Raw genomic sequence first — 8,720 nt, 5'->3', positions numbered from 1 at the left:
TTTTATAACAAAGGACCCGATTCCGACATTTGGTGAGGAACACCAAACAACTTTTAGCGGACAGCGAGTGAAAAGAGCCTTTTACAAAATCACAGGGTCAAATATTCAAATACACGCCGATGTCAATGGGGCGTTCAATATTGTTCGGAAACATGTATCTGGTGCCTTTGAAGGGCTTGATAGAAAACAATTCCTTCAATCTCCTAAGAAAATCATCATCCTGAAAAGTAAGAAAAAAGCAAAACGGAAGAAAAAAGCAAAGCTGAAGGCTTCGGCCTGATGTATTAGCGGGACCTGTGGTAGCCCACGAAAAGACAATGCGACTTTTTGGCTTAATCTTTCGAAACCCCTAGCTTTAGCTATGGGGATACTCATAGCCGCAGCGGTAAAAGTGGCTGAAGAATTTGTTAGTAAAAGATTACAAGTGAAACAAGAAGCATAGAAAGAAGGGAAAGTCATTGGCAGAAAATGTGGATGTTATAATAACTGAAGTTGCGCTTCGTGATGGGAGTCATGCTGTAGCCCACCAATTCACAGTAGAACAGGTTACAGCGGTGGCTAGAGCCTTAAACGATGCAAAAGTTCCTTATATCGAAGTAAGTCATGGTGATGGACTTGGCGGCTCAACTCTGCAATATGGGCTTTCTAAAGTCAATCAATTTGAATTAATCAAAGCAGCTGTTGATGTATGTGACTATTCCAAGATTTCCGTTTTACTTTTACCGGGGATTGGAACTGTTGAAGATTTAGAAAAAGCACATACTATTGGTGCAAACATGGTTCGTGTCGCCACACATGTAACCGAGGCCGATATTTCCAAACAACATATTGAAAATGCATAGAACTTGGGAATGGAAGTAGTCGGATTCTTGATGATGGCACATATGGCATCGGTTGAAAAAGTAGTAGAACAAGCAAAATTAATGGAAAGCTATGGCGCGGATATTGTTTATGTAACAGACTCAGCAGGTGCAATGGTTCCTGCCCAAGTAACCGAAAAGATAAAAGCTTTGAAAGCAGCCTTACACATTGAAGTTGGCTTCCATGCCCACAACAATTTAGGGCTTGCAATGGGAAATACCTTGGCCGCAATTGAAGCGGGTGCAACACGTATTGATGGCAGCATCCGTGCTTTAGGTGCAGGTGCCGGGAATACCCAAACAGAAGTCCTATGCGCCACCCTTGAGAAAATTGGTGTTAAAACTGGCATCAATTTATACAAAATGATGGATACAGCTGAAGATATTGTGGCTCCCATTATGCATGGCCCACAAGAGATTACAAAGGACAGCCTGACACTAGGGTTTGCCGGTGTTTACTCAAGCTTCCGACTGCATGCACAGCGGGCTAGGGAAAAGTTTGGCCTCGATCCTTGTGAAATCTTAATTGAATTAGGCAATCGAAAGTTGTCGGCGGACAAGAGGATATGATTGCAGATGTTGCAGCAGAAATTGCAGCGAAAAAGAAGCAAACAACAGCTATTTAGAGGAGGTTCCAATGAATACAGAAACGATTAAAAAAGTAGCAGATTTCTTACACAGTGCCGAAAAGGAAAAAAGAGAAGTTGTCCGTTTAACAAAGGAAGTGTATCCCGACTTCAGCATCGAGGACGCATACCTCGCCCAAGAAGAAATTGTAAGACAAAAGTTAGCTGAAGGACATAAAATTGCTGGGCCTAAAATGGGCCTAACAAGTGGAGCAAAAATGAAACAAATGCATGTTGAGGATCCTATCTATGGCTATGTCTTTGATTATATGCAGGTCGAAGATGGTGAAACCATTCATGTTTCAGATTATATCCATCCAAAAGTAGAACCTGAAATTGGCTTCGTATTGAAAGAAGACTTAACTGGACCAAATGTAACCGCTGAAGAAGTATTAGCAAAAACAGATTATGTCTTCCCAGGTATTGAAATTATTGATAGCCGTTATGAAAACTTTGATTTCAAATTACCAGACGTTATTGCAGACAACACCTCTGCAGCAGGGGCTGTATTTGGGACAACCATCAGAAGCGTCGAAGGTATGCACCTGGATACACTCGGAGTTTCCCTTGTGATCAACGGAAAAGTTGCCACAATGGGAACGGGGGCAGATGTTTTAGAACATCCAGCAAATTCCGTTGCCCGCTTAGCTAATATGCTTGCAAAAAAAGGTAAATCAGTAAAAGCAGGCGAACCAATTCTAACAGGCGGTATTACAGCGGCCGTTCGTATCCAGTCAGGGGATCATGTTTGCGCTAAATTTGGAGAAGGGCTCGGTGAAGTGAACCTGCTTGTCAAATAAAAAGCAGGTTCTCTCAAATTTAATAAATTTTACAAAAGGAAGGCGAGAAAATGCCACTTATACAAATCAGCATGATGGAGGGCCGTCCTCCAGAAAAAATTGAAGCGTTAATCAAAAATGTAACCGCTACCGTATCGGAAACATTAGATGCTCCGAAGGAAAATATTCGGATTCTGGTTACAGAAGTACCGAAAACTCATTGGGGAATTGGCGGGAAATCAGCTAAACAACTGGGCAAATAAATAAGGGGCTTCATTGCCGCACACAAATGTCCTACTTCCGCTATGGAACTCCGGTAATCAACGACCCAATCGAAGATGCCAATATCTATTTTAATACACCAGACAACTTACTTGGCGATTTCAAATTCAGTGAATTTGGCAAACCATATGGAGTCGATAAAGGAACAAAATAATGAAGCACAGGGACAGTTCTTTTGCTGTAATGAAGCAGAAGTACTGTCCCCTTGTTTTATTTTCGATGCATCTTAAATTGTAAAAACAAATCGTTGTAATAAATAGGACTTTTTGATTAAAATGCACGAAAAATGTTGGTTATTGGAAGAAAAAGCAGGATTTTAAGTTTTAATAATGAATATATAATACAATATATTTCACTATTCAGAAAGCAAAGGATCGGAACCAATTTATTCATCCATCCATCCATCCCAATCCATGTATGAAAGAGGTATGCGGTATGAACGAAGCTTTTTTTGCGGACTATAAAAAGTTTATTGTTACACCGGTCGGTGAAATGACAAATGGTAACGAAGTATTTGATCCGAAAAATTATTCCTCACATTATATCCTGACACTCTCTATTTATAATTCTCGCTTGTCAAACTGGAGGGATGCTAGTAAATATGATATAGATGTTGAAAAAAGTATCAAAACGGTTCTGATGGAATTCAATCAAAAGCAGTATGAAAGATACCATCTTGAATTACTTGAATTAGACAGGTTTAATAATTATTTTGTTTTGGCTCTTTCGTCAAAAACAAAATTTGAAACAAAGGAAGAAAATGACCGTATATCTTATGTTGTTGATAGAATGCTGACGAATCCTTTTTATGTTGGACAAGGATGGTTCAATTTAATTGGGGAAAAGGGAAGAGTTGAGCGTAAGCTATTTTGCTGTTCTTTTATGAAATATGAAATAGGTAACCGTGAACATCAAAAAATAGACAATAATTTTGAAAACATTACTGAACTAATTCCTAAAAATAGTGAGATTAAGCTAATTAAAATAATTAAGTAACCAAGATATATGTTTCTGTTCCTCTAATATCTCGATATTTATTAGAAATCACTGAAAAGATGAGTAGTGAACTAATTGAGCTTCTAAAAAAAGCAGAACTAGATATGGCCTTTATTGACCTGCCTGGAAACTTTGACAAGCTAGAGACATTATCGGCCTATCCAATGATAGAGGATGAAGTGGTATTAATTACCCAAAAGTTGCACCCTTTTGCAAATCTAGAACCTATAGGTCTATCAGAGGTTAAGAATGAACCGTTTATCCTAATGAATAAAGCAAGTACTCTTTTTCAAATTTGCATGGAGGCCTGTAAAAGGGCCGGATTTACACCAGATATTACTCATGAAAGCAGTCAAATAGATATTATTGTGGGGCTAGTTGCTGAAGGATTAGGTGTCTCACTATTAACATCAAAGGAAGCTGATTATTTTTCAAAGGCTAATATCTCATTAATCAGGCTTGAGAAACCAATCAACCATACCACAGCACTTGTTATTAGTAATCGAATAACCAAGTCAAAAGCCATGAAAACATTTATAAAACATGCACAGGAATGGGAGGGAAGGACTCCGGGAGCTGAGGTTCTAAAAAGTAATAAAAATATATGAAAGGAAATATTTAATGTTAAATATTATGTTTTGAAATTTGAGTAGAAAAAGGAGAATTGGAGGAAGCTTACAAGCGAATTAATCAGCAACATCAATTATTGCAACAAATAATGGATGGCCATGAGAAAATGATGAAAGAAATGGGTTTCGATGAACTATCAGGCTGGATGAAGGAAAAATACGAGGAATACCAGGATAGGTGCACCGATGAATGATATTGGGGGTAATGGAATGAGTGAGAGATCGGAAAACAGGAACCTTCATAAAACATATACACTTATGGGGGCCGACAAGAAACTTTATAAAAGTGAAACTCCAGGAACATATGGTGGTAATAAAAAAACTAAAGTATACGGTCGAATGGATTGTCCTGCTGCCTTACGTGCCATCGCTAAGTGGGGGTATGTTAAAGATAGGGTATTTTTTGCGGATGAACAAACTGCAATAGAAGCTGGATTCAGACCTTGCGCCGCATGCCAGCGTGAGAAATATAAAATATGGAAAACGTTGCAGACTAACCATTAAATTGTATCTTTTAAGGAGTAAAAAGCTAGGCACAAACCAGAAATCTGGAAGGTGCACTTCTTTCTTAAATGGACTTAGGTAGGGATCGGATTTAATAGAACAAATAGATAAGAAAATAATTCATAGAATGTATGTTCTGTAATTCTTGATAATGTTATAATGTAAGAGCAATAGAATAGGATTTCTTAAGGGTGGTCGGCACACTTCCAGCAGAAAGGAGGTGATGCTGAATGACAGTATTTGAAACACTTATGATTACGATTGCATTTGCAAGCCTGATCGTAGCCATTCTGTCATTTAACCATAAAAAATAATCCACCCTTGAGTTCATACCAGCCTTGGGTGGATTATTTTCCGCTTCATGCTGATTCCCTTGAAGGGAACCTGCTATTGCATGGACCGTATGGTGTTACAGCACCAACGGTCTTTTTTATTATATGATTCATTAGGACAATTATAACCTATAGAAATAGAAAAGAAAACTGTTTAATAGCTGATCACGCGAATTAAGAAGGCATCGTCTAAAGAACTAGATTTGGAGCCCTGACGTGATAACGCATTAGTGAGCTGGTCTGACCCTTTTATTGCGTTTTCCATTTTGGTAGGATTTTTTTCGTTTGGAAACTTTTTTGATATGGTGTTAAAATTAAAAAATGGTAAAATAATGAAAGTGGAAGAAAGGAGAATTTAATATGGATTTTAAAAAAGAGGATAATCGTTTTTATAAAAATGATGAGACCGGTAAGTTACTGGCTGAGGTCATATATGAACCTGATGGAGAACATCAAGTACTTTTAACGCATACCTTTGTAGATTCCAGCCTAAGGGGACAGGGAGTAGCGGAACAATTGGTGGACTGTGTAGTAGCTGAGATGAAATCAGAAGGCAAAAAAATCGTCCCTGTTTGTTCGTTTGCAGTTGCTCTATTTAAAAGAAAACCCGATAAATATAAGAATGTCATTGCAAACTAAAAAGGGCGCTTAAAAAGGCAAATTGAACAAATTAATGGGTGCCTGACACTATACAGCGGTGTCGGGCACCCATTTCTTATGAAATTATTGTACAGCAAATGAGCGTTTATTTGCAGCTGAATTAAAAATAGACTCAATAGATTGTTGCTTTCTAAGCTTCGCAGATAAATTGCTTGGAATCGCAGATATATATGTCTTTATCGCAGATAAGTTGCATGGCATCGCAGATATATGCTAATTTACCGCAGATAAATCATGTGAAATAGTTTAAATGTGTAACTTTACACCGAAAGTACCTCTTTCTTTAGCAAGAAACAATAATATTTACGAAGACAACCTAAAAAAAGACCATTTGTGAGGCCAGTTTTCGCTATTAAGTATTCAGTGCTTTAACATATGCAGATAATTACAAAACGGAAATTCTAAAGAACTATTCTAGATTGTTTTCAATTACGACCATTTGAATGAGCTGTGATAAATAGTCAAAATTTTATCACATTATGGTTGAGGAAAGTAATCTTAATTATGATAGGATAATTTTGGCGGGTATTTTCCATAAAAACGGCGAAGGAGGAAAAAATATGAATGAAAATGTCGTACCAAATCACTTCTAGAGCATCTCATAAACCATTACTGGTTAATTTTTTACTAGTAAACAATAAATAAAGTTCATATTGGCGTCCTGATGGGTTTTGACAGTTTTGTTAAAAAGAGCCCTTAATTGAAGTGATTTAATAGTATATTAAATTGCTTTTATCTTCTTTTATCATTCTTCTTTATTTTCTCTTCAAATTTTTGTAAATCACACAAACCTCTATTTCCTTTATTTATTCTGACGAGTAATCTTTTTATTTTTTAATTTAACAGCATATATTGGGTGACCAGGTAATTAATGATTGCGGTATAGGTTGGTAAGCATACTTTATTTAATTGTGAATCAGTTTTGGTTTGAAATGAACAAAAAAGGAGGGTTAAAAAATGGATTTTCTTCTATTAAAAGCGTGTCCACAGTGCGGAAGGGTGGCGGTCGAAGATGATGATTTTTTGACGAATGAAAAGTATGTTTATTGTGATTGCTGCGGCTACAACTTGATAAGAGAGTTGAAATATGATGTCAAAGTTGGAAAGCATTATTTTGATGAAAAGGAATATAAAGGGTATGGGGTGCTAGTATTAACTAGACGAGATGGTAGATTGACCGAAACATTGTTAAATAGTCCCTTATCTGACATAGAAATTAATAAATACAAAAAGCTATTTATGAGTAAGAAAATTAAACGAAAAAAGAGTTATCTCGTCCTTTTTAAGGATGGTAGATTCGATATTATTTTCGGGCAACCTCCGGAAAAGTTTCATTTATCTTTTGAGGAATATTAAGAGAAGTATAATTACGATCCTTATAGTGAAATACCATGACAAATTTTTTTATTGATTAAAAAATTTGTATTCTCTAACCGGAATTGATGAGTGGTAGAGGAAAGCGCATAATGCTTCTGTAAATGATTGACGAGAGGAAATAAAAATTGGAGTTGGATACAATGGCATCACACATTGATCATGATCGATTATTTAAAGAATTGATTTCAACATTTTTTGAAGAATTTATTCTGTTATTCTATCCCACGATATATGAGGAAATTGATTTTCAGGATTTTCGATTTTTATCTGAAGAAATTGTGACAGATGTGACGGAAGGTGAAAGATATCGAATTGACCTATTAGTTGAAACCAAGCTAAAGGGAGAGGATGGATTAATCGTTATCCACGTTGAAAGTCAAGCGCAATATCAGTACAATTTTAATGAAAGAATGTTTATCTACTTCGGACGCCTCTATGAAAAGTATCGCAGAAAAATCCTTCCTATTACAATCTTCAGCCATGATTCGAAAAGAAAAGAACCAGATTCGTTTTCATTGGATTTTCCATTTCTACAAGTATTGGATTTCCGTTATTTGACCATTCAATTAAAAAAGGAAAATTGGCGAAACTATCTTCGCCAAAATAACCCGGTCGCAGCGGCACTTTTAAGTAAAATGGGATATACTGACAGAGAGAGAACAGAGTTAAAAGTACAGTTTTTATTTATGCTCCTTCGCTTGAAATTGGACCCAGCAAGGCAGACGTTAATTATGGGTTTCTTCGATACCTACCTACAGTTAACAGATGATGAAGAACAAAAAGTAAAAGAAGAGGTGAGGAAGATGAGTGGAACAGAGGCCGATAAAGTAATGGAAATAATGAATTCTTATGAAAGACGAGGGAGGGAGCTTGGGAAACTAGAAGGCTTTGAGGAAGGAAGGCAAGAAGGACGAGAAGAAGGAAGAAAAGAAGGGAAGCTTGAAGCAATTAGGATGGTCGCAAAAAGAATGAGAGAAAATGGGAAGCCAATAATAGAAATTGCTGAAATTACTGGACTTAAAATGGAGGAGATTGAGCAACTGTAAATAGATGTTAATTTATAAATTACAGAGGATAAATGGCGGTATAAATGTAGAGCTGGAAAAAACTAGAAATCTATGCATTTTCAAATGATATAAGATGGGCGGTATACGAATCGGTCCAAGCAGATGTCTTTGACCATCTTTTCGCCGTCGCACAGGAGTTTGGACTTCGCATATTCCAAAATCCATCGGGCATGATTTGAAAGCGATTGTGAATGAGTCGAGGAGGGAAGTAATGAACTATAGGGCCTGAATTCCTAGGGCATACCTCAAGTGTGCTAACGTGTTAGCGCAGCGGGGGTATGTCCCTTTTTTCATTTATTATGATTGTTTATGATAGCGGAGCGTTTTTTTTAACTTGTTTTTAGATTTCTCCCATATCCGTTTTAGTCAAGTTTTAAGTACTTATTTAGGAACTTAAGTACGCGGCGTGTATACTCATTTTTATTTAAGCGATACGAATGAATGTGCTCACAATCTTTCGTCAGCCACAATTCTTTATGGTTATTGGATGAGATTGATTGAAATAATTTTTCGCTCTCGGCATAAGGAATAGCTTTATCTGTCTTACTATGGATGATGAAGAAGGATTTTCCTTTTGTATTTTTCACATGATTGATCGGTGAAACTTC

Annotated in this window: 12 protein-coding genes and 3 pseudogenes; 13 read left to right on the top strand and 2 right to left on the bottom strand. The window is 36.8% G+C overall.

Translation table 11 applies throughout. From position 1 onward, the window contains the following. The 9 genes and pseudogenes from BANVL01_RS27960 to BANVL01_RS25975 all read left to right on the top strand — a co-directional run. A pseudogene (locus tag BANVL01_RS27960) lies at nt 1-280 on the top strand (hypothetical protein); the annotation flags it as partial. 178 nt (nt 281-458) lie between these two features. Then, nucleotides 459-1,486: pseudogene (gene dmpG, locus BANVL01_RS26000) on the top strand (4-hydroxy-2-oxovalerate aldolase). A gap of 11 nt (nt 1,487-1,497) precedes the next feature. Further along, complete coding sequence (locus BANVL01_RS25995) at nt 1,498-2,286, top strand: 2-keto-4-pentenoate hydratase (protein WP_066086645.1); 789 nt, start codon at nt 1,498-1,500, stop codon at nt 2,284-2,286. 50 nt (nt 2,287-2,336) lie between these two features. Then, nucleotides 2,337-2,528 carry a 4-oxalocrotonate tautomerase gene (locus tag BANVL01_RS25990; RefSeq protein WP_066086646.1) on the top strand — a complete coding sequence of 64 codons (192 nt, stop codon included), beginning with the start codon at nt 2,337-2,339 and terminating at the stop codon, nt 2,526-2,528. Between the two features lie 26 nt (nt 2,529-2,554). Further along, on the top strand, nt 2,555-2,701 hold the full coding sequence (locus BANVL01_RS27615; protein ID WP_156482427.1) for a hypothetical protein: 147 nt from the start codon (nt 2,555-2,557) through the stop codon (nt 2,699-2,701). 281 nt (nt 2,702-2,982) lie between these two features. After that, nucleotides 2,983-3,543, top strand: a complete 561-nt coding sequence (locus BANVL01_RS25985) for a hypothetical protein (protein ID WP_066086648.1) — start codon at nt 2,983-2,985, stop codon at nt 3,541-3,543. Between the two features lie 5 nt (nt 3,544-3,548). Next, a complete protein-coding gene (locus tag BANVL01_RS25980; RefSeq protein WP_369689625.1) occupies nt 3,549-4,151 on the top strand; it encodes a LysR family transcriptional regulator substrate-binding protein in 603 nt (200 codons plus the stop codon). Between the two features lie 56 nt (nt 4,152-4,207). Continuing rightward, complete coding sequence (locus BANVL01_RS27610; RefSeq protein WP_156482426.1) at nt 4,208-4,366, top strand: hypothetical protein; 159 nt, start codon at nt 4,208-4,210, stop codon at nt 4,364-4,366. 16 nt (nt 4,367-4,382) lie between these two features. Then, the gene (locus tag BANVL01_RS25975) at nt 4,383-4,676 is read left to right on the top strand and encodes an Ada metal-binding domain-containing protein (protein ID WP_066096433.1); all 294 of its coding nucleotides are present in this window, start codon (nt 4,383-4,385) and stop codon (nt 4,674-4,676) included. Between the two features lie 154 nt (nt 4,677-4,830). On the opposite strand, the gene BANVL01_RS28895 is transcribed toward BANVL01_RS25975, so the two are convergent. After that, nucleotides 4,831-5,007: a hypothetical protein gene (locus BANVL01_RS28895; protein ID WP_169803227.1), complete on the bottom strand. Its 177-nt coding sequence runs from the start codon at nt 5,005-5,007 to the stop codon at nt 4,831-4,833. 361 nt (nt 5,008-5,368) lie between these two features. On the opposite strand from BANVL01_RS28895, the gene BANVL01_RS25970 reads away from it, so the two are divergent. The 4 genes and pseudogenes from BANVL01_RS25970 to BANVL01_RS28835 all read left to right on the top strand — a co-directional run. Next, complete coding sequence (locus BANVL01_RS25970) at nt 5,369-5,647, top strand: GNAT family N-acetyltransferase (protein ID WP_066086652.1); 279 nt, start codon at nt 5,369-5,371, stop codon at nt 5,645-5,647. A 978-nt stretch (nt 5,648-6,625) separates the two neighbouring features. Next, on the top strand, nt 6,626-7,024 hold the full coding sequence (locus BANVL01_RS25965) for a hypothetical protein (RefSeq protein WP_066086655.1): 399 nt from the start codon (nt 6,626-6,628) through the stop codon (nt 7,022-7,024). 161 nt (nt 7,025-7,185) lie between these two features. Next, nucleotides 7,186-8,091, top strand: a complete 906-nt coding sequence (locus tag BANVL01_RS25960) for an RpnC/YadD family protein (protein WP_066086659.1) — start codon at nt 7,186-7,188, stop codon at nt 8,089-8,091. Nucleotides 8,092-8,153: 62 nt separating this feature from the next. Continuing rightward, nucleotides 8,154-8,291, top strand: a pseudogene (locus tag BANVL01_RS28835) (mechanosensitive ion channel family protein); the annotation flags it as partial. Between the two features lie 183 nt (nt 8,292-8,474). Here BANVL01_RS28835 and BANVL01_RS25955 read toward each other — a convergent pair. Next, nucleotides 8,475-8,720: alpha/beta hydrolase family protein (locus BANVL01_RS25955; RefSeq protein ID WP_156482425.1), on the bottom strand; the 246-nt coding region annotated here is incomplete at its 5' end.

Origin of the sequence: Neobacillus novalis NBRC 102450 (assembly GCF_001591805.1) — a bacterium.
Lineage (GTDB): Bacteria > Bacillota > Bacilli > Bacillales > Cytobacillaceae > Neobacillus > Neobacillus novalis.
This window is presented reverse-complemented; position numbering and strand designations above follow the sequence as displayed.

What these genes read in the sequence shown, in the direction of transcription:
- BANVL01_RS25995 (WP_066086645.1), top strand. Translation starts at nt 1,498, where the DNA reads ATGAATACAGAAACGATTAAAAAAGTAGCAGATTTCTTACACAGTGCC.
- BANVL01_RS25990 (WP_066086646.1), top strand. Translation starts at nt 2,337, where the DNA reads ATGCCACTTATACAAATCAGCATGATGGAGGGCCGTCCTCCAGAAAAA.
- BANVL01_RS27615 (WP_156482427.1), top strand. Translation starts at nt 2,555, where the DNA reads ATGTCCTACTTCCGCTATGGAACTCCGGTAATCAACGACCCAATCGAA.
- BANVL01_RS25985 (WP_066086648.1), top strand. Translation starts at nt 2,983, where the DNA reads ATGAACGAAGCTTTTTTTGCGGACTATAAAAAGTTTATTGTTACACCG.
- BANVL01_RS25975 (WP_066096433.1), top strand. Translation starts at nt 4,383, where the DNA reads ATGAGTGAGAGATCGGAAAACAGGAACCTTCATAAAACATATACACTT.
- BANVL01_RS28895 (WP_169803227.1), bottom strand. Translation starts at nt 5,007, where the DNA reads ATGAACTCAAGGGTGGATTATTTTTTATGGTTAAATGACAGAATGGCT.
- BANVL01_RS25970 (WP_066086652.1), top strand. Translation starts at nt 5,369, where the DNA reads ATGGATTTTAAAAAAGAGGATAATCGTTTTTATAAAAATGATGAGACC.
- BANVL01_RS25965 (WP_066086655.1), top strand. Translation starts at nt 6,626, where the DNA reads ATGGATTTTCTTCTATTAAAAGCGTGTCCACAGTGCGGAAGGGTGGCG.
- BANVL01_RS25960 (WP_066086659.1), top strand. Translation starts at nt 7,186, where the DNA reads ATGGCATCACACATTGATCATGATCGATTATTTAAAGAATTGATTTCA.